20 protein-coding genes are annotated in these 18,922 nt (G+C 33.1%); 8 read left to right on the plus strand and 12 right to left on the minus strand.

The genetic code is table 11. The features are described from left to right. Window positions 1-23 precede the first annotated feature (23 nt). Entirely contained in the window at window positions 24-1,364 is a 1,341-nt protein-coding gene (locus RHP76_RS05450) for a hypothetical protein (RefSeq protein ID WP_311229666.1), read from the minus strand. Window positions 1,365-2,417: 1,053 nt separating this feature from the next. Here RHP76_RS05450 and RHP76_RS05455 point away from each other — a divergent pair. Further along, complete coding sequence (locus tag RHP76_RS05455) at window positions 2,418-2,855, plus strand: transposase (RefSeq protein ID WP_120231458.1); 438 nt, start codon at window positions 2,418-2,420, stop codon at window positions 2,853-2,855. 192 nt (window positions 2,856-3,047) lie between these two features. Here the strand turns inward: RHP76_RS05455 and RHP76_RS05460 are convergent, their stop codons facing one another. The 4 genes from RHP76_RS05460 to RHP76_RS05475 form a co-directional block, all read right to left on the minus strand. Further along, a complete protein-coding gene (locus RHP76_RS05460; RefSeq protein WP_280210649.1) occupies window positions 3,048-3,707 on the minus strand; it encodes a hypothetical protein in 660 nt (219 codons plus the stop codon). Between the two features lie 234 nt (window positions 3,708-3,941). Beyond that, window positions 3,942-5,369 carry a LuxR C-terminal-related transcriptional regulator gene (locus RHP76_RS05465; protein ID WP_311229667.1) on the minus strand — a complete coding sequence of 476 codons (1,428 nt, stop codon included), beginning with the start codon at window positions 5,367-5,369 and terminating at the stop codon, window positions 3,942-3,944. A gap of 116 nt (window positions 5,370-5,485) precedes the next feature. Beyond that, entirely contained in the window at window positions 5,486-5,914 is a 429-nt protein-coding gene (locus RHP76_RS05470; protein ID WP_311229668.1) for a hypothetical protein, read from the minus strand. A gap of 90 nt (window positions 5,915-6,004) precedes the next feature. Beyond that, entirely contained in the window at window positions 6,005-6,199 is a 195-nt protein-coding gene (locus RHP76_RS05475) for a hypothetical protein (RefSeq protein WP_062675176.1), read from the minus strand. A gap of 497 nt (window positions 6,200-6,696) precedes the next feature. Between RHP76_RS05475 and RHP76_RS05480 the strand changes: the two genes are divergently transcribed. Continuing rightward, window positions 6,697-7,035 carry a hypothetical protein gene (locus RHP76_RS05480; protein WP_062675177.1) on the plus strand — a complete coding sequence of 113 codons (339 nt, stop codon included), beginning with the start codon at window positions 6,697-6,699 and terminating at the stop codon, window positions 7,033-7,035. A gap of 294 nt (window positions 7,036-7,329) precedes the next feature. On the opposite strand, the gene RHP76_RS05485 is transcribed toward RHP76_RS05480, so the two are convergent. The 4 genes from RHP76_RS05485 to RHP76_RS05500 form a co-directional block, all read right to left on the minus strand. Further along, window positions 7,330-8,901, minus strand: a complete 1,572-nt coding sequence (locus RHP76_RS05485; RefSeq protein WP_311229669.1) for a M28 family peptidase — start codon at window positions 8,899-8,901, stop codon at window positions 7,330-7,332. A gap of 188 nt (window positions 8,902-9,089) precedes the next feature. Continuing rightward, the gene (locus RHP76_RS05490; protein ID WP_311229670.1) at window positions 9,090-10,238 is read right to left on the minus strand and encodes a carboxypeptidase-like regulatory domain-containing protein; all 1,149 of its coding nucleotides are present in this window, start codon (window positions 10,236-10,238) and stop codon (window positions 9,090-9,092) included. A gap of 217 nt (window positions 10,239-10,455) precedes the next feature. After that, complete coding sequence (locus RHP76_RS05495) at window positions 10,456-10,632, minus strand: BF3379 family histone-like protein (protein WP_002978882.1); 177 nt, start codon at window positions 10,630-10,632, stop codon at window positions 10,456-10,458. A 306-nt stretch (window positions 10,633-10,938) separates the two neighbouring features. Then, window positions 10,939-12,354, minus strand: a complete 1,416-nt coding sequence (locus tag RHP76_RS05500; protein ID WP_311229671.1) for an aminotransferase-like domain-containing protein — start codon at window positions 12,352-12,354, stop codon at window positions 10,939-10,941. A gap of 117 nt (window positions 12,355-12,471) precedes the next feature. Here RHP76_RS05500 and RHP76_RS05505 point away from each other — a divergent pair, with 117 nt between their 5' ends. The 3 genes from RHP76_RS05505 (at window position 12,472) to RHP76_RS05515 (ending at window position 15,365) form a co-directional block, all read left to right on the plus strand. Further along, window positions 12,472-12,987 (plus strand): hypothetical protein, encoded by a 516-nt coding sequence (locus tag RHP76_RS05505; RefSeq protein ID WP_120231514.1) that lies wholly within the window; start codon window positions 12,472-12,474, stop codon window positions 12,985-12,987. 169 nt (window positions 12,988-13,156) lie between these two features. Then, window positions 13,157-14,071 carry a helix-turn-helix domain-containing protein gene (locus RHP76_RS05510; RefSeq protein ID WP_062675181.1) on the plus strand — a complete coding sequence of 305 codons (915 nt, stop codon included), beginning with the start codon at window positions 13,157-13,159 and terminating at the stop codon, window positions 14,069-14,071. An 88-nt stretch (window positions 14,072-14,159) separates the two neighbouring features. Further along, window positions 14,160-15,365: an MFS transporter gene (locus RHP76_RS05515; RefSeq protein WP_047433437.1), complete on the plus strand. Its 1,206-nt coding sequence runs from the start codon at window positions 14,160-14,162 to the stop codon at window positions 15,363-15,365. A gap of 12 nt (window positions 15,366-15,377) precedes the next feature. Here RHP76_RS05515 and RHP76_RS05520 read toward each other — a convergent pair whose 3' ends face one another. After that, window positions 15,378-15,458: a hypothetical protein gene (locus RHP76_RS05520; RefSeq protein WP_277695598.1), complete on the minus strand. Its 81-nt coding sequence runs from the start codon at window positions 15,456-15,458 to the stop codon at window positions 15,378-15,380. Window positions 15,459-15,732: 274 nt separating this feature from the next. Here RHP76_RS05520 and RHP76_RS05525 point away from each other — a divergent pair, with 274 nt between their 5' ends. Both RHP76_RS05525 and RHP76_RS05530 read left to right on the plus strand, forming a co-directional pair. Beyond that, window positions 15,733-16,209: a MarR family winged helix-turn-helix transcriptional regulator gene (locus tag RHP76_RS05525; RefSeq protein WP_311229672.1), complete on the plus strand. Its 477-nt coding sequence runs from the start codon at window positions 15,733-15,735 to the stop codon at window positions 16,207-16,209. Further along, a complete protein-coding gene (locus tag RHP76_RS05530; RefSeq protein ID WP_311229673.1) occupies window positions 16,206-17,048 on the plus strand; it encodes a universal stress protein in 843 nt (280 codons plus the stop codon). The genes RHP76_RS05525 and RHP76_RS05530 overlap by 4 nt, the downstream gene beginning before the upstream one ends. Before the next feature lie 29 nt (window positions 17,049-17,077). Here RHP76_RS05530 and RHP76_RS05535 read toward each other — a convergent pair whose 3' ends face one another. Beyond that, window positions 17,078-17,674: a Crp/Fnr family transcriptional regulator gene (locus RHP76_RS05535; RefSeq protein WP_120232217.1), complete on the minus strand. Its 597-nt coding sequence runs from the start codon at window positions 17,672-17,674 to the stop codon at window positions 17,078-17,080. A gap of 110 nt (window positions 17,675-17,784) precedes the next feature. Then, the gene (locus tag RHP76_RS05540; protein WP_120231517.1) at window positions 17,785-18,141 is read right to left on the minus strand and encodes a winged helix-turn-helix transcriptional regulator; all 357 of its coding nucleotides are present in this window, start codon (window positions 18,139-18,141) and stop codon (window positions 17,785-17,787) included. Between the two features lie 118 nt (window positions 18,142-18,259). On the opposite strand from RHP76_RS05540, the gene RHP76_RS05545 reads away from it, so the two are divergent. Continuing rightward, the gene (locus RHP76_RS05545) at window positions 18,260-18,862 is read left to right on the plus strand and encodes an FMN-dependent NADH-azoreductase (protein ID WP_120231518.1); all 603 of its coding nucleotides are present in this window, start codon (window positions 18,260-18,262) and stop codon (window positions 18,860-18,862) included. The last annotated feature ends 60 nt before the right edge of the window (window positions 18,863-18,922 follow it).

Raw genomic sequence — 18,922 nt, forward strand, 5'->3', positions numbered from 1 at the left:
TACCGTATGTGCAGTTAAAAGCATCATTTTGAATTTAAATTTTGTAAGAAAAAATATATATCCACGTCGGATGGAATATGTAATTTTTTTCGTAACCTGTTTTTCTTTGTTTGTACGGATCTGTGCTGCATAAATCCATATTGAGCAATTTCTTTAGAAGAAAAGCCCAGTTGTATCATAGCACAAAATGAAAGTTCGTTGGTTGATAGTTTCGGGTTAATTTCTAAAAGTCTTCCAACTAGCTCAGGATAAGCATTTTGATATTCATTAAAAAATAAAGGATCATTTTTTCTGGCTAAAGACACAAGCCTTTCATCATCAACAGACATTTTTTTCATTAAAAGTTCTGTCTCTAATTCTTTCTCCTCTATGATTTTACGTTTTTTAGTAATCTTTTTATTATAGACATAATATACAATAATAATAATGAAAAATAATGAAAAAATGATTACGTTATACAGTATGGTTGAGTTCTGTTGGTCTACATCATCTTTCTCCTTTTCCCGAGTTATTTTATCAACAGAATTATTTATGGATTCATCCCTCACCCTTCCCAGACTATCGTTTAATTTAGCATATCTCTCCAGATAATCTTTTTCCTTGGAGGCATTGTTCAATTTTTTATAGGTCTTGGCAATAGTTTGATATAACATAGGAATCTGATAAACTCTTCGGGTTTTTTTGAGTATTTCCACTGATTTAATGTAATAGTCTAAAGCCAAAGTATAATCCTGTCTTTCAAATAAAAAATTGCCATAATAGAAATAAGTAAGAGCTCTTTGAGGATCCCAGTACTCTCTTTGTTTTAAAAGAGAAAACGCTCTGTTAAAATACATTTGTGCTGAATCTTCATTTTTAGCAAAAAGCATATAGTGATTAGCAATCGTGGAATTGATAACCGGTGTAGGCTTTATCTCTAAAGCTTTCTGTAAATAGATTAAAGAAGAATCAATTGAATTACTTTCTCTTAAAAAGTCAGCCCTGTTAGCATAAACCAGAGATAAAATTTCTCGATCATGTTGATCTTTTATTTGCTTACCATAATAAATGGATTTCGAATTATACTTAACTGCTTTTTTATAAAGTCCTATTACATAATTAGCCTGACCATACTCCTGATATAATTTCGTATGCAAATAATAATCATCAATCCCTTCAAGGTTTTCTTCAGCAACCTGTAGATATTTGAATGCTTTTTCATACATTCCAACAGTAGCATAAATATTACCCAAATTAATATATGAAAGTATCTCCCCTTTTTTGTAATCTTGTTTTTTACTGATATTGCAAAATTTATTATTAAGGTCAATCAATTCCTTTTTTCTACCGCTTATTCTTAAATCCTCATTAACTTTTATCAGCATACTGTCTATATACTTATGTGTATATGCCTGAGAATAAAGCAACGTAGAAAATGAAAGGTATATCAGAATGCTTACCAATATTTTCAAAAATTGATTAAGCTTTAGTGTTTGCATAGTAAATTAATAATAAGTTTCAAAGGGACAAAAAAATAATATCAATCCTTAACATAAATAAATTAACAGAATATGATAATAAATTTCCCATCCAAATTATACAATTACAATTTCGTTGCCACAAAATTAAATAAAATAAAAATATTAACAAAAAACAATCATAAATTATTCCCAAATTTAGTTAAAATACAAATATATTCTCTAAAATAAACACTATATAATAATTAATATAAAAATCATTAATGAAATAATATTTAAATATATAAAATTCACTATAGCTTGATTTACACAATACAAACTATTTGATATTGGAAACAATCTGATAAATTTCTCTCTTGTATAAAACTCTATGATCATTCTCAGGAAAGATCTTTCATCATCTAGAATCCCTCTATTATCAAGTCAAAAATTAATTGATGTACCTTTGATGTATCTAAAATTTTGTTTACTTAAAATATCAGACATAAATTTAAACCAGGAAAATTTTTTAACACTATTTGACACATAAACACAAATACATATTGTTAGATTAACAACCTGGCTAAAGTGTTTGATTCCCACAAAAAAACAAACTCTTTTAATATTTTAATAACACAATCAGTTTTCATTTTTGATTTTATAGAGATCTATAATACTGATCAAAGTTGCTACTCCCGTTTTTCGGGAGTTTTTTTTTATCCATAAACATTTGATAAAAAATGATGTACTTATGTTGTATGACTATTTGATAAAAGAAAAATAATCCATGCTAAATTTGAACAAAACAAAAATGATGAAAAATTTTACTCTTATTTATCTTCTCAAGTAGGAATTAAGATTGTCTATCTATAATTATGATGATATTCATTATAATTCAGACTCTTTTTAACATCGACACAATAAATTCCCTAAGGTTTACAATTTTGCGAAAATAATTTTAATCATATAATACCGTTTATTTTGAACTTTAAACAAATACATATTGGCAGCATTATTAAAGCTAAGTTTCTGGAAGAAGCATTGGACATGCAGAGAGCATGTAATTTTATGAAATGTACTGAATCTGAAATTGAAAAAATGTTCCTTGAAGAAGATCTGACAACTGATAAATTATTGAGATGGAGCAAACTGTTAGAGTATGATTTTTTCCGGGCCTACTCACAACATCTTATTCTATTTTCTCCACCTAAAAAGGAATTTTCTTCTAATGCTTCTCATAAAAAAATATCGTCTTTACCTGAATTCAGGAAAAATATCTACACTAAGGAAATCATAGAATTTATCCTGGAACAAATTGAAACAGGAAAGAAAACAAAACTGGAAATAATAAATGATTATAAAATTCCCAAAACGACACTCTATAAATGGATTGCAAAGTATGCAGATAAAAACAAGTAAGAACTCAATTTTTGTATAATTATACTTTAATATCAATTTATCATAGATAAATTAAATCTATCATTTATACTCATGCGATAAATTGTTAAAAAAGCAATGAATGAAAAAAAAGAATAAGATATATAAAAAACAGACTAAATTTTTTAGTCTGTTTTTTTTATTATATAGTAATAGTAATTTAAATAAAAGACTCTACTTCAATCTTCGTAAAGACATTTGGGTAACAGGACCAGACCCTGTAGTCCCAGAGCTTAAATACTTAATCGTTACATTATCTGTATTATAGAGTCTGAATGAATAAGTATGAGCAGCCAACATAGGAATAGAAGTAAGAAGCGTATACGTTTGTAAACTCCCAGTTGTTATTGCATATAAATCATTAACACGGGCAACCCAGTTACCGGTTGTATCATCCCAGATACCTAGTACAGGAGATGATCCGTTAACTGTTGATAACTGCGCATTCATTGTCACCTGATACACACCGTCAGCGGACACTCTAAATGAATTACCTGCGGCTGAACCCGTATACTGGTTTTCATTATCCACAATCTCATTATTTAAACTTCCTATAGCAACCGGAATACCCCCATTGGAACCACCTATAACTGTAAAATCATTAGTCATTTGTACAATAATTTCCTGAGCCACCAGAAATTGTCCATTTACTACAATAACCGTCCCTGTAGAAGTGGGAACCCCTGCGAAATTTTGCCATGTGGGAGCAGCTCCTGGTCCGTTAGACTTAAGAACCTGTCCGGCAACTCCTGCCGAACCGGCAGTAGAAGCAGTCCCTCCCACATTCAGTTCATTTACAACCTGCAAAGCTCCGTTGACATGCAGTGCTTTCATAGGTGTAGATGTGTTAATTCCAACCTGGGAACAATAACATAAGGAACAAAAAATACTTGTAACAAGTATAACCTTCTTTTTCATAATTAGTATTGTATTTTAAACTTTTGCAAAAATATAACACAATACTGCTTTTGCGACAAAACCCACCTACATCACAAATACATCATTTAGAAACAACAGCTATAAAGCTAAAAACGGTGTTTACATATTTTATTTTAAAGAAATAACACATCATGTTAATATGCTATTTTCAGCGTGACCATCAGAAAGATTTTTAAAGAAAAGGTACAGATCAACATCTGAAGAAATATTTAATTTTTTCCTAAGCCTGTTCTTTTTATTCTGAACAGATCGATGTTCCACAAAAGTATATTGTGCAATTTCTTTTGATGAAAATCCCAACCATATCATTGCACAAAACGTTAAATCAGATTTCGACAAATTAGAATTTATTGCCAGCAACTTTTTAACAAAGTCCGGATATGCTTCCTGAAATTTATTGAGAAAATTAGGATCATTTTTTTTAGCCAGATCAATAATACAATCGTAAGAGTGAGAGAGTTTTTCTTTTAAAACATGAGCCTCAAATTCCTTCTGTTTTATAATGCTTTTATTCTTCTGATAACGGATATAAACAAAAAGCAAAATAACAATAAGACAAAACACCACAATATTATAAAATAAAAACAAATTCTTTTTTGAAGTATTTTCAGATTCTTTTTCTCTTATAATTTCATCAATTGAAGTGTTAACACTTTCGTTGCAGACTCTGCTCAAACTATCTTTTAGTTTAGTATACTTTTCAAGATATTCCTTTTCTTTCTCCTCATCATTTAATTCACTATAAGTACTTGAAATTGTCTTATAAAGCAGAGGAATATTATACACTCTCTTGGTTTTCTCTAGAATGGCAACAGATTTTTCATAATAAAACAATGCTTTTTCAGGCTCTTTATTCTTATTTAAAAAATTTCCATAATAGTAATAGGTCTGCCCTCTTTGAATATTCCAGTAATTCATTTTCTGCAATAGCTTCAATGCATTATTTAAATAATATGAGGAAGAATCTATATTTTTTTTATAAACCATATAATGATCTGCTATCAATGAATTAATTACCGGGCTTGATTTTATTTTTAATGCTTTGTGCAAATAAATAAGTGAGGAGTCATCCTGGTGAACATTATGCAGAAAATCTGCCCTATTTGCATAAATTCCTGATAATATTTCCTTTTCACCATGATTAGAAATCATCTTACCATAATAAATAGACTGCGCATTGTATTTCAAAGCTTTTACGTATAAACCAATAACATAATTCACCTGTCCATACTCCTGGTAAAGCTTTGCAGATAAATAAGCACTATTAATCTTTTTAATTTTCTTTTCAGCTTTCTGTAAATAATAAAAAGAATTTTTGTAATCACCTATAGTTCCATAAATATTAGCAATATTGATATAACCTAAAATCTCCCCTTTTAGATAATTCTGATTTTTGGAAATAGTAATATATTTTTCATTTAAAGAAATTAATTCTTTTTTCTGACCTCTTATTCTAAGATTCTCGGATTTAATTATTAATGCATTGTCTATTTGCCCTGGAGTATAATTTTGCGAATATAAGACAGTGAAAATAGACAGACAGGTAAATACCATCATTAAAAATTGAAATATTCTTTTTATACTCGCTCTGATCATATTGTATATTCAAATACTGTTCTGTCAATACTAGATTGAATTGATACGGAAATATTTCCCGTTATCATTCTTTTATTTTATGAAAAATTATTTTTTGAATTTGGTTCTTGAATGATAATAATTGTGTTGGGAATAGTGATAAAACCATTTGGAGCACCTTCAAGCACTTTATAAGAATACACTGTATTCTGCTTATTTTCCTGAAGACTTACAGGAATAATTTTCACTTCCAAATTGGTTTTAGGGTAAATGAGAGCAAGTACATTTTCTTTTGAAAAATCAATAGGCGTTGGTTTCCCATCGGTACCCATTGTTACTGCAGCCCCAAAAAGTCGTTCGAACTCCTCCTGTGAACTCATTATTTTTTCAGTAAAATCTTTATTATCATAGGTATTTTTAGCAAAATACTTCCTTGCTGATTTATAAGAAATATTTTTTTGCGTATTATTTACAGTACACGAAGAGATTAGTAGTGTACTTATTAAAATTATGATGATATTTTTCATTGTTTATTTGTTATATGTAAAAGCCCGTACTACTCACATATCAAAACTTTAGATAACATTATTCTGATCAACAAATTTGGATTTTGCTGTCTACATGGTGGAGCCATTGGAATTAACTCCGAGTTTTACTCTTGCATTGGAAAAGGGATTTACCAGTATAGCTGGTTGTGTAGGAGCTCCTGCTATATCCAGAGTAATTCTAGCATCAGTAGTATTAATCCCGATTTGGGAATACGTATCAGGAGAATACAATACTAACAAGGTTAATACATTCTTTTTTTCCATACTATACTGCTTTTTGTTTCGTCGTAAAAGTATAAAATAAGCATTGCGATGTATTAAATAACACATACATCACAGATACAGCACAATGAAACATGCATGATTTCAAGTAAATACCTTTGAATTATTTTAGGAATTAATTAGCTTATACTGGTGATAGATTTTGGTCTGTTTTTGCCATTTAAAAAAAGATGTATAAATGATGTATATAAAATTTTGCAATATTTAGAATAGAAATATACATTTACATTAAAACACAAATGTTATACACTTTTTATTGTTGAGTTAATATTAAGACCAAATACTAGAGTCGTAAGCAGCATTAAAGAATAAAGCTATTGTAAAGCTGAAAAGCAGTTTACTTTATTATTTTCAAATATTGAAGGCATTCTTATGATTGGTTGAGACACCCTCTTTAATTAATTTATGAACTCTAGTATTTATTTGTATTCAAAAAACAGCTTACTAAAAAAAGGACTATAAATTGATAAATCTACATCATGAATCATCACAAACAATCGCCCTCAATGACGCCTGATTACAAAAGAATTTACAGTGATCTTGTTGACATGAAATATCCGGAAAAAAAGCAGGAATGCGCAAAAATTTTATCGAAGAAGAATCTGTCAGCGTTTGATGTAATAGAAATTAACAGCATCATATTTAACTATAGCCAAAACATTAAGGCTAATCAGTCACACCGCTCTTACAATAAGGAAACCATCTATAAAATTCTTGAATATCAAAAAAAGAATTATCTTAATAATACGCAATTGGCTCTACATTTTAAGCTGAGTCGCAATACCGTTGCAAAATGGAAAAATTTATTTAATATTTAATCAATTCGCATCCTCTATACATTTATTATGAAATCCATTTCTGATTAAAACAATATACTTCTTATAGCCCGTTTAAAGTATATCTCATATTAAAGATAACAAAATCTTATCACTATTAGGTTTAGGTTATGAGAAACATTCTATTTCTTAGAAAATTCATAATAAAAAAACCGTTATTGGCTAACAACAGATATTATTTAACTATAAAATAAATGTTTTAGCTAATAACGGTCAAAAAAGAATAGTATATCAGAATATCACATCTATTCTTTTCGTGTTTTCAAATAAAGAAAACTATTTATAATCTTTAGAGCTTCTTCTAGGCTCTTTTACTTCCGGCCATTTTACAGTCTCTCCTTTTTCATCCTGAGGCATTACTCTTTTTTCTCGGTTGCTGAATTCAGGGTCTTCGGATGCCATATAAGCTAATGCCGCAGTTAAAATCACATTATTTTTGACCTCATCAAAAACGATCTTGTCATAAGTATCTTTCGTTGTATGCCAGGTATATCCAAAATAGCCCCAGTTCAGAGAACCTAAAGAAATTCCTGGTACTCCTGCTGCCACGAACGAAGCATGATCAGAACCTCCTCCGCCAGGCATACCCGGAAAGTCAGTTTTAATATGACTTCTTACAGCTTTTGGAACGCCATCAAGCCATCTTCCTACGTAATCATAAGCCTTTACAAATCCCTGCCCGCTGATATTGACAACGCGCCCTGTTCCGTTATCCTGATTAAAAGCAGCCTGTACCCCTTTAATAATCTGCGGATTATCCATTACAAAGCCTCTCGAACCGTTTAATCCCTGTTCCTCACTTCCCCAAAGTCCGATGACAATAGTTCTTTTATTATTCGGATAATATTTTTTCAGAATTCTCATGGTTTCCAGCATGGTGATTGTGCCGGTTCCATTATCTGTAGCTCCCTGAGCTCCGTCCCATGAGTCAAGGTGAGCTGAAAGAATCACATATTCATCAGGCTTTTCCTTTCCTTTGATCATTCCGATTGTATTAAAGCTTTTGGCTTCAGGAAGCACTTTTGACTGAGCATCAATTTTGATTTTAGGCTGAGTCCCTTTTTCCGCCATTCTATAAAGCATTCCATAGTCTTCCACGTCGATATCAATCATTGGAATTCTGGTTGTTTTCGCTCCAAAGATCCTGTTAGCTCCCATAATACCGGTCCAGTTTGAAATAGCAATACCTGCCGCCCCTGCTTTTTCCAATGCCTCCGGCAGCGTGTTATTATCATAACCTATGTTCTTTATAAAAGCGGTAAAATCTTTGGCAGCCTGTTCTTTTTCAGCTTTAAGTTTTTCATACAATTCAGGAGTGGCAAATTCTTTAATCTGCTCATCAGAGCGTCCTATTTTCTGATATTGTGCCATCAATACAATTTTCCCTTTCACAGAAGGAAGCCATTGATCAAATTCAGCTTTAGAAGATACTTTTGGAAGGATAATCACTTCCGCCTCAATTGCTTTTTTAGTAGCCGGACTCCATGCCAGCTGCGTTGCGGAAAGGGATTTTATGCGCGGATATGTCATATCAACATGAGTCGTCCCTCTTTGCCATCCTTTCCAGGTTCCGAATTGTTGAAGATTGGCATCCACTCCCCAGGAACGAAGTTTATTGGCACTCCATTCATTTGCGGCCAGCATTTCGGGAGTTCCTACAAGGCGAGGTCCGATCCCATCCAGCAGTTCAGAGGCCAGATTTTCCAGCTGGGAATTATTATTTACTTCATCTACAAAACTTTTTACGATAGGGCTAAGCCTTTCTTTTGGGTCAACCTTTACCTGAGCCCATGAAAACTGAGCGGCCAGCATTACCGCAGGCACTGCAAAAAATCTATTTATCCTCATACTATTTATTGATTGGTTTAAAGATAAAAGAAATTAGGGAGATAGTGAAGGATTAAGCCTAAAAAAGAGGTTTTTTAATTATATAATCAATGTTTTTGTTCAAAAGAAATAATAAAATTCCGAAAGAAGCTATAATTAATAAAAAAGACCATCAATATGACAGTCTTATGGCCTTTAGAGATGACACTTTATTTTTCATTGAGAAACGCCTGTTCCTCCTTGGAAAGGATTGTTGTTCCAGCTTTTTCTTCTTTTACAGGAACATTACTCCAGATACTGATATTAAAATCAACCTTCGGATTAAGTCCTTTCTTATCAGTTTTGGTAAAAGTAGTAAAGATAATTTCACGACTGAATTTCCTTACATGGGTCTCATCTTTATAAAAAACGGTAAAACCATCTCCTTCCAACTTCGTCAATGCAGGTACATAGACACCGTCTTTCTTATAAAAATCAAAAATCAGCGTGGCATCCCCAAGTTTGTACTGAAATTCTCTTCCATCTGTGGTCATTTTCTTCATGGTAGGAAAATCTGTCTGAAAATAATGCGTTTCAAAATAAGTAATCACTTTGTCTGCTTTATTATATTTAAATTCCCCGTTCATCTGAATTCCCCTTCCCGACTCTATTTTAAAGGTAATCAACTGTTCATCACCTTCCTCAAAAATCAACCTTCCGTTATATTTACAGTCCTTCATTCTTAAATGCTGGAGTGTTCTGTAAAGTTCATAATTCAGGAAAAGGTTTCCTAGGTATTCATGAGAAAACTCATTGGTTTTTCCCGTGAAAACACTATCAGTATTTACTTTCTTCAGATATTTAACGTTATTCAGCTGCATCTGGAGGATTTCATCATAGTTTTTACGAAAACCATCTTTAAAATTATATTGGTTATTTTTACTCCAGAACTTCGCTTCTGCAATGACCAGAAAGTAGAGTTTATTGTTATCAAAACCTTTTTCCTTGTATACAACGTCATAAAGAGAAGGATCATCATAATATTTTTTATGGTAATTTTTATTGATGTCTTCAAATATTTTCTTAATGTCTACATTGATGATTTTGATCTCATCGATATTTTTATAGATAGGTTTAAGTTTTACCTGAGCGTTAAAGGCTTGTATTTTCTCTTTTTGAAAACCCGAAGCAGAAACTTCAAAATTAACAGCATCTGGATTTACTGGAGCAAAACCATCTTCATTGGTATAAATGATTTGATCCTGAAAGATAATTCTTGCATTGGGAATAGGATTTCCATTTTCGGAATCAACTACTCTTAATTTCTGTGCAGAAAAAAAACCGAAAAAGAAAATGAATAGAAGATAAAAGGGCTTCATGGTTATTTGTTATATTAGTTTTAATTAATACCACAAATATAAACCTGGAAGCGTATAGAAGAATAGAAATTTAATACACTTTAATACTATTTAACACTAACTATTTAAATTCAGCAAAACACATTCTAAAACTGGGAATTTTTAACATATTTCACGCTAAAACAGTTATTGTATTCGGAAATAAAAAAACCGGCTTCAAAAGCCGGCTAAAGGTGAATTATTTCTTTGCTTCTTCTACAGAAACTTTTCTGAATTCTTTGAACAATTTGCTAAGTTCCAAAGCTGCTTTACGAGCTCTTGTACCAGCTGCCTTGTTTCCTTTTTCCGCTTGTTGGTTTGCCTCAGTTGTGAACGCTTCAAATTCTGCGTTGATTTTTTCAATTAGTTCTTTCATTTATTTAAAAATTTAGGCTGCAAATATAGGTTTTATGGTGATTCCAGCCTAATTGTGTCGAAAAAAAATAATGGATTTAATCATTTTTTCTGAGTCTTTCCTAAATTCAATTTAATTTTTAAAATAAAATCAAATTATTGTAGAAAATCAGCCATATAGTTGGGTATTATATACAGCCAACGTAAAATTTTAAATAAACCACTCAAAATCAATAAGAATCAAAAAAACAATAAATAAGATTTTCTTAAAAAAGCTTATTGACAAAGCCATTTGGTTTCCTTATCATAGTTAATTATTTTTAATGGTTTAAGACTGCAGTTCTTTCGCTCTCCTACCTGCATTTTTTAATAAAACAATGCTTTCAGAAGTAATTCTTTCGGCAAAAACAATCCTGAAATGATCATGGTATCTGTCAGTGAACGAAAAGGTATTTCCGGGAGTAAACAAAATCTGATGCTCTTCACAATACTGATAGAATCTTTTCATATCCGTATTCTCAGGAAGCTTTCCCCAAATACTGTAACAACCTCTCGGTCTGTGAAAATAAGAACCTTCAGGAAAGGACTTTCTTAAAATATCCAATACCTGAACAGCCTGCTTATTGAGTTTTTTCCGGAATACCCGAAGGTGTCTTTCATAACTGTTTCCCTGTAGCAGCTTTAGAACCAGTTCCTGATAAATGGGAGAAACCGAACGCCCTAAAGCAAATCTTACTCTTTCGGATTTTGCATAAAAACTTCCGGCATGCAACCAGCCTAAACGAATTCCTGGAGCTAACGTCTTTGAAAAGGATGAATACGTCATCACAATTCCCTTTTTATCAAAGCTTTTTATACTTTGCGGTCTTTGTTCTTCAAAATAAAGATCGGAATACATATCATTCTCAATAATACAGAACTGATGAATTTCTGCTATACTCAGAATTTCTTTTTTAGTTTCATCATTCATTATAACACCTGTGGGATTGTGAAAATTGGGAGTAGTGACAAGAGCGCTGATTTTATTTTCCTTACAGATTTTTTGAAAATATTCAACATCAAAGCCTGTTTTATAATGCACAGGAATCTCAATGACTTTCAGTTCGAGATGAGCAAGGACTTCCAATACAGAAAACACACATGGACTCTCAACAGCCACTACATCGCGTGCTTTTGTAACCGATTTCAAAGCAATTGTAAGGGCCTGCAGAGCGCCATCAGTGATAATTATTTCGTCTGGATTTAATATACAGCCATAAGTTCCCATTTGTTTTGCAATATATTTCCTTAATGGCTCCAATCCGTTTGAAGGATAATACCTGAGCAATGATGCTCCTTTCTCCCGAATGACTTCCTGCATTGTTCTGAGAATAAGCTTTTGCGGAATCAGAAGATCTCCGGGCACTGCCGTGTTAAAAGAGCTGAATTCTGAAGTTCTTTTGGAAGTAAGTATCATATTTTTCATAAATACTTCATCCCTCACCACTGCCGGAAGTTGAGTCTTTATTTCCGGAATATTCTCCTCCTGAATTCCTGTGACAAAATAGCCAGACCGTGGATGGCTTCTGATCAATCCTTTAATCATAAGGTATTCAAATCCACTTTGCACAGAGCTTGTACTCAGTTTGTATTTTTCTTTGATATCACGAACGGAGGGAAGTCTGTCATTTTCCTGTAAAATTCCACTGTAGATCTGCTTCTCTATTTCAGCCGTAAAAATTTCGTACTTATAAGATTTCATCATAACACAACAACTGTACTGAACAAATTTACTAAAATACCTTTCTGTACCGATGATATTTTAGTGAACTGTATCCTTTTTGAATAGATTAATCTTATAATTTTGAATAAAAAAAATTCTATGGATATCATTTCAAAATTTACAGTGGGTTCTGAAGAGGGAATTTCTGATCTTATAACCATTATCGATTCTTCCGTTTATACATTGTACAAAGAGTTTGTAAGTGAGGAAGACATCAAAAAATATATTCAGCACGAAATTGATCCGAGAAAAATGATCAATGACCTGAACAATCTTTCCAATCAACTGATTATGACCTATGCTGACCAGAAGCCAATCGGATACAGCATTATAAAAAGTGGTTCTTTACACCCAGGAGTCCCTGAAGGGAAAAGAGCTACAGAAATCAGCTTTGTAATTCTATCAGAGTTTGATTCTCCGGAAACAAGACAGTCTCTTTGGAAGAAATGCAGATCCGCAGTGAGTTTCACAGATATCATCTGGATCAATATGCTTGATCATGATCCGCTTGCAGCATTTTTAAAAGAATCCGGATTTGTGGCAGCAAGCAGTTCAAAGGCCGGACCTTTTCAACTTCCTTCTCATATTTTAGAAATGGAAATTAATAAAAGTTGATTTAATTATTTTCGCCCACAGATTTGCACAGATAGTTTATAATAAATAGTTTGTTACCTTAGTATTGATACTATTGAGCAAAGCTATAATTACTATTTCTATTATCTCATTTAAAATTATTTTAAGCAAACAATAGTTTACTTATCTTTGATTTTTATAATTTTTACCTATGAGTGATCAGCTGGAAACGATAGAAGATTATTACAGACGCATCCGTAAAGATCAGATTAAAATATTTGATTCTGAGGATTTTGAAACCGGAAAATCCCACTTCAATATCTCTATGCGGAGATACTGTAGTTTCAAAAGTCCTTACAACCGTCGTGATTATTATAAAATAAGCTTTATCATTGGAAAAGGCACTATTCATTATGGTGCGCATCAACTGTATATAGATGGTCCTGCTTTATTTTTCCCTTCTCCCAGTATTCCGTATTCATGGGAGTGTGAAAGCGATGTACAGGAAGGATATTTTTGTTTGTTCAACCAGGAGTTTTTTAATGGAAATTCAGAATTTAACCTGTTTAAAAAAACATCAATGTTCAAGGAATGGAGCAAGCCTGTTATTTTCCTGACAGAAGAACAAGCTCAGCTGGCTACTCTTTATTTTGATCAGATTTACAGAATGAACAATTCTCCCTATCCTTTCCGTTGCAGCAGCATTAAAAGCAATCTAGCCTCTGTAATGCATCTGGCGCTGGAAAACCGCGTGGAAGACATCAATCCCCATGAACTTCCTGCAAATGTTCGTTTATACAAGTTATTCGATGAGTTGCTCAACAAACAGTTTCCTTTAGACTCTCCTGCTTATCCACTGGCATTAAAAACACCTTCTGATTTTGCCGAGCATCTGAATGTGCATGTCAATCATCTGAATTCCTCGGTGAAATCTGTAACGAACCTTACTACAACACAGATTATTAAAGAAAAGATGTTTGAAGAATCTAAAAACCTGCTGAAGTATACCAATTGGGATATTGCCCAGATAGGCTATACTTTAGGGTTTGACCAGCCTGCTCATTTTAATAATTTTTTTAAAAAGTATGCCCGCACTTCACCCTTAAAGTTTAAGAATTTATCTTAATATTTGATTTTTGTAATTTTTACTTTGTCTTTTAAAATCCGGTTTTGTATTTCTTGACTTATTTTTGCAATGTAAAAAATGAATGAATATGTTGAGAGAAGCATCTGAGCAAAGAATCAGATTAATTACCATTATGGCTTTCGTGTCTATCCCGCTTTCAGGGTTTGTCACTGATATTTATTTACCATCGTTCCCTTCTATGGCTAAAGAAATGATGGTTTCGGAAAAAGATATTCAAATTACCCTGACTTCATATCTGTTGAGCTACGGAATTTCCCAATTGTTTGTAGGAGGAATTCTTGATAGCATTGGTCGTTACCGTCCCAAATTAATAGCATTATTCCTTTTGATTCTGACCAGTATTTTAATTACGATGACAAACAGTATTTTACTGATCTGTCTGCTTCGTATTCTTCAGGGAGCTGCGGTTTCAGTACTTGTTGTGGCAACGCGTGCTATTTTTGTGGATATTTACGATGCGGAAAGGGTAAAACATTATTTGAGTTATTTTACTATTGTCTGGTCTTGTGGTCCTATTCTGGCGCCTTTCCTTGGTGGATATCTTGAGAAAATCTTTAACTGGCATGCTAATTTCTATTTTCTGGCAGCTTATGCCGGATTTTTGTTTCTTTTTGAGTGGTTTTTTAGCGGAGAGAGCCTTCCCCAGAAAAAGAAGCTGGATCTTTCAGAGAATATAAGTCTTTACAAAATGATGCTTAAGAACAGAATTTTCATGCTGGGTATTTTCATTTTGGGGCTCAGCTACTCTATCGTAATGTTATTTAATATTACCGGACCATTTATTATTGAAAACACTTTTCATTTTACACCGGTAGTCATTGGATACTGTACGTTAATCTTAGGATTTTCGTGGATGATTGGAGGTTTTATAGGAAAACGCAGGCTGACTCTTGATTTTAAACCAAGAATATTGCAACCTATCCTTCTTCAGCTGATTCTGATTGCAGGGTTGATCACTACCAGCTATTTTGCAGAAAGCCTTTTTATTATGATTCCATTTGCCTTTTTTATTCATATATGTTCCGGAATTTTATTTACCTCCTTTTTTACGACAAGTATGCTTTACTTTCCGAAAAATGCAGGTACTGCCGGTGGATTGATGGGCGGATTGGTATATGTGATCACTTCTGTAACAAGTTTTATCATCTCGGTAAGCGGAACTGTAACGGATCAAAAAGGGCTTTCATGGCGTTATCTGATTATTGCATGTTTCCTCTTGGGGATCATTCTTATTATGCACCAGGCCGTTAAAAAAGAAAAAGCAGAGAACTAGTCTCTGTTTTTTTTATATCTGTTGTATACTTTCAAGGTATTTTTTCAAAATAATCGCATGACAATGCTCATCGTCTTTAGCAGCATATAGCAAGGTAATTTTTTCATGTTGTTTTAGGAAATCATTCTCAAGATTACTTTCATGAAGTCTTAATCCTGTTGACGGAGTAAGATTTTTAAATTAACACCTTTTACTACATTTAAGAGTGCAAAACCTGTTCCTGTAGATTCACGTTTCCTTTGTTTACAATGTAATATTTCATAATTAATTAGTTTCAATTAAAACTAATTTTTCGTATATTTGTTATAATAAGTCATGCTAAAAACCCTTTGGAAAGGGCTTTAGCCTCCTATATCATTATAAAAGTATGTCCGTAAAACAGAATAACATATCAGAACTTGCTTTGGAACTTGGCCTTGCCATGAGTGAAATGAAAAGCCGTCTTCGACAGAAAATTCAGAGCATTATTAATGAATATGATTCGGATTTGTCTTTTGAACTGATTGAAATCCTCGGCTTGCTATCAAGAAATTATGGTATCAACCAGCAGGAAATAGGAAACAAAGTAAGCAAAGACAAGTCAAGTATTACTTATCTTATCAACAGTCTTGTCAAACGAAATCTTGTTGAACGGATAGCTGATAGAAATGACCGCAGAAATAAACAGATCTTTTTAACTCCAAAAGGTAAACAGATTGTAGAAACTGTTTATCCCTGGGCATTGGATCTTTATAAAAAGGCAGCTGATGACATTCAGGAAGAAGAAATCATCAAAGCTCTGCTTTTGGTAAAAAAAATGACCGCAAACCTGGAAGAATCAGGACCAAAACATCATACAATATGAGAACAATCCTTGTACCTGTTGATTTTACATCAACTACGGAAAATGCAGTAAGAATTGCAGCAGATTGGGCAAAAGCCTACGAATATCAAAATATTATCCTGCTCAAAACCGCAGGAGAATCTGAATTTGATTATCTGCATATCGCAGAAGGGCATTCATTTGTGAATGAAGAAAGTGTGAATAATCTCTTGCAAAGGACAGAATTGCTATTCGCTCAGCTGATGAAAATTGTCGCTGAAAAATCACCAGAAATAAAGGTTTCCAAGGTATTGAGTGACTGGACATTAACCAGAAGTATTAATGAGCTTTTAAAAAATGAGCCGTCTGTAGAACTGATTATTCTGGGAAGTGATGATCAGACTTCTACCACTGAGAGTTTTGTTTCGGAGCATATTATTAGTATTGCCAGAACAAGCCCTGTAAAAACACTAATTGTACCGCACAGCTATCATTATACTACTGTTAAGAATATATTTATTCCTTGTGATATCAAGGGTATTAAAAGATTGGAAAGACTGTTTCATCACAAATCTGTTATTCACAAACAAGATGTTCGTCTTTCATTTTTAAATATCAATAGCCGCGAAAAAGAGGACGAAAGCCAGAAAAAGGAACTGGAAGATTATATCCGCGAACATTTAACAGAGATTCCAAGCAGCATTCATTATTCTCATGATGAAAATATTATCAGGGGTATCCTGAACTTTGCAGCATCCGATAAAGCAGACCTTATTATAGCACTGCCCGGTAAACACAGCTTTTTGTACTATCTGGCAAGCAGAAGTATTTCCGAGGGAATTTACCAGAATACCCATCAGCCTGTTTTAATTTTAAAATAATAATCTAACGGAAAGTGAATAACGGAAAGCTAATAATAAATTTTAGTACTTTCAATTTTAACCATTTTCTGCTCTTCCATTTTCTTGACATACCGGATCACCGTCTCCACCCGAAGACCGGTTAAGGTTGCGATTTGCTGTCTGGTATAGGGAACCAGAAATGAATAAGGTTCTTGAAATCCGAAATATTTTTTAATATGATCAAACAGCTTCATCAGCTTTACGATAGGATCTGAAATGGCCAGAAAACTTGAAATCATAAACCTGAAATGCATTCTGTCAGCCATATATTTATTAATCTCAAGTATTAATTCGGGCTTTTCCAGCAGTATTTCGAGAACTTTGGTTTTGGAAATTTTAATAATTTCACAATGGGTCACAGCAATGGCATTAATGGCATAATGATGATCAGTAAATAAATAGCTTTCACCAATGCAATGCCCGTCAAAGGGGAACCCATGAACAAATTCTTTTCCGTCTTCCAAAAACGTATTCAGTTTCACGGTGCCTTGTCTGATCTGGAAATAATATTTCGCTGCAGTACCTTCCTGAAAAACAGCATCTCCTGCTTCATAATTTTCCAGAGTGGCTTCGTGAGAAAATAATAAATCTTCGCTTATGACCATCTTGTTACTAATTTGAGCAAAAATACTTAAAGTGCAAGCAATGCTACAACTTATCAAATACCACAAAAACACAGTATTTCTAATTTCAACACCACTCTTCTACCCACTTATCAGGCTGTAATTTTCTTTTTATGTTTTGCGCCCCAATCTGCCAGTGCTGCAATCACATCTTTCAATGACTCGCTGTATTCCGTGGGAACATATTCTACCAACACCGGCTTCTGGTCTGTGATAACGGTTCTTTCAACCAAATGATTAACCTCCAGTTTTTTTAATTCACTGGATAATACTCTTGCTGAAATGCCACTGATGGTTCTTTGGAGTTCATTGAAGCGTGTATGTCCACCCAGAATAGCAATCATCACCCGGATGGTCCATCTACCTCCCAGAACATACAAAGCATCCTCTGTAGCAGACAGATGATTACTGCATTGCGGCTTTGAATACACTATTTTTTCTTCTTCCATTGTTTCTGTTTTCACTTATTACTAACCTAAATGTTATCACTAACCTTTTGGTAACTACTATCTTTTTATTAGTAAATATAGATAATTTTGAAACATCAATTTTAAAAAAAATAAAAAAATGAAACGAGTACTTCATATTACTTCAAGCCCAAGAAGCGAGTCATCCATCAGTAAAAAGCTGGGAAATGCTGTTGTAGAAAAAATTACGGACAAATATCCTGACCGTGTTTTAAAGAAACGTGATTTGGCCAATCCTCTTTTTCCTCATTTAGAAGAAACGCATATCAATGCATTTTTCACTCCAGCTGAAAACCGTACTTCTGAGCAGTTGGAAACAGTAAAACTTTCGGATACCGTCATTGATGAATTGCTTGAGGCTGATATTATCATTATTGAAGCTCCTCTATACAACTTCAGTATTACTTCAACATTGAAATCATGGCTCGATCATATCGCCAGAGCAGGAAAAACATTCAGCTATAGTGAAAATGGTCCTGAAGGTCTTGTAAAAAATAAGAAAGTATATCTTGCTTTTTCGAGTGGAGGAGTGTATTCTGAGGGGGAAAGACAGGCCTATGATTTTGTAGTTCCTTACTTAGAAAAAACTCTTGGGTTTATGGGAATGACGGACATTTCTGTTGTCCGTGCAGAGGGGCTTTCTGTTCCGGTTATTCAGGATACCGCTCTGCAGAAAGGAATTGAAAGTATTGTTGTAGAGTAAAAATTAAAAATGCTGTTCCTCTGAACAGCATTTTTTGTATTGAAATCTCGTGATCAATTC

This window comes from Chryseobacterium sp. SG20098 (assembly GCF_031844745.1).
GTDB classification, from domain to species: domain Bacteria; phylum Bacteroidota; class Bacteroidia; order Flavobacteriales; family Weeksellaceae; genus Chryseobacterium; species Chryseobacterium cucumeris.